1 protein-coding gene is annotated in these 1,439 nt (G+C 63.8%); it reads left to right on the top strand.

Annotated elements, in window-relative coordinates:
* A partial coding sequence (gene ahpF, locus NA637_RS24960) for an alkyl hydroperoxide reductase subunit F (RefSeq protein ID WP_256075245.1) occupies positions 1-1,416 on the top strand: 1,416 nt, incomplete at its 5' end.
* Positions 1,417-1,439: the final 23 nt, after the last annotated feature.

Raw genomic sequence — 1,439 nt, 5'->3', positions numbered from 1 at the left:
ATCACCCTGCGTACCGATGGCAACGACATTCGTCGCCCATCGTTCGCGCTCAACCGCATCGGCGGCAACATCAGCCTGCGTTTCGCCGGCATTCCGATGGGCCACGAATTTACTTCGCTGGTGCTGGCCCTGCTGCAGGTCGGCGGCCACCCGTCCAAGACCGCGCCGCAAATCATCGAGCAGATCAAGACTCTCGACGGCGAATACAACTTCGAAACCTATTTCTCGCTGTCCTGCCAGAACTGCCCGGACGTGGTCCAGGCGCTGAACCTGATGGCCGTGCTCAACCCGAACATCCGCCACGTCGCCATCGACGGTGCCCTGTTCCAGGAAGAAGTCACCATTCGCCAGGTCATGTCCGTGCCGAGCATCTACCTCAACGGCGAGCTGTTCGGCCAGGGCCGCATGGGCGAAGAAGAAATCCTGGCCAAGCTCGATACCGGTGCCTCGGCGCGCGATGCCGAGAAGCTCAGGGCCAAGGACGCCTACGAGGTGCTCATCGTCGGCGGTGGGCCGGCCGGCGCCGCAGCGGCCATCTACGCGGCGCGCAAGGGCATCCGTACCGGTGTCGCGGCCGAGCGCTTCGGTGGCCAGGTGCTCGACACCATGGCCATCGAGAACTTCATTTCGGTCAACGAGACCGAAGGCCCGAAACTGGCCCGTGCGCTGGAAAACCACGTACGCGAATACGACGTCGACATCATGAACCTGCAACGCGCCGTACAGCTGATCCCTGGCACCGATGGCGGCCTGCACGAGATCCAGCTGGAGAACGGCGGCTCGCTGAAGGCCAAGACCCTGATCCTGGCCACCGGTGCGCGCTGGCGCGAAATGAACGTGCCGGGTGAGCAGCAATACCGCGGCCGTGGTGTCGCCTACTGCCCGCACTGCGATGGTCCGCTGTTCAAGGGCAAGCGCGTCGCGGTCATCGGCGGCGGCAACTCCGGCGTGGAAGCGGCCATCGACCTGGCCGGCATCGTCGCCCAGGTCACCTTGCTGGAATTCGACAGCCAGCTACGCGCCGATGCCGTGCTGCAGAAGAAGCTGCACAGCCTGCCCAACGTCAGCGTGATCACCAGTGCACTGACCAGCGAAGTCACCGGCGATGGCCAGAAGGTCACCGGGCTGACCTACAAGGACCGCAACTCCAGCGAATTCCATGAGCTGGAGCTGGAGGGCATCTTCGTGCAGATCGGCCTGCTGCCGAACTCGGATTGGTTGAAGGGGACGGTAGAGCTGACGTCGCGCGGCGAGATCATCGTCGATGCGCGTGGCGAAACCTCGCTGCCGGGTATCTTCGCCGCTGGTGACGTCACCACCGTGCCGTACAAGCAGATCGTCATCGCGGTTGGCGAGGGCGCCAAGGCTTCGCTGAGTGCCTTCGATCACCTGATCCGCAGCCCTGTCGAAGACTGAGCGTCGAAGCAACAAGAAAGGGG

The organism is Stutzerimonas stutzeri (genome assembly GCF_024448935.1).
Taxonomy (GTDB): Bacteria; Pseudomonadota; Gammaproteobacteria; order Pseudomonadales; family Pseudomonadaceae; genus Stutzerimonas; species Stutzerimonas stutzeri_AO.
Note: the sequence above shows the minus strand (reverse complement) of the source record. Positions and strands in the feature narration are given on the sequence as shown.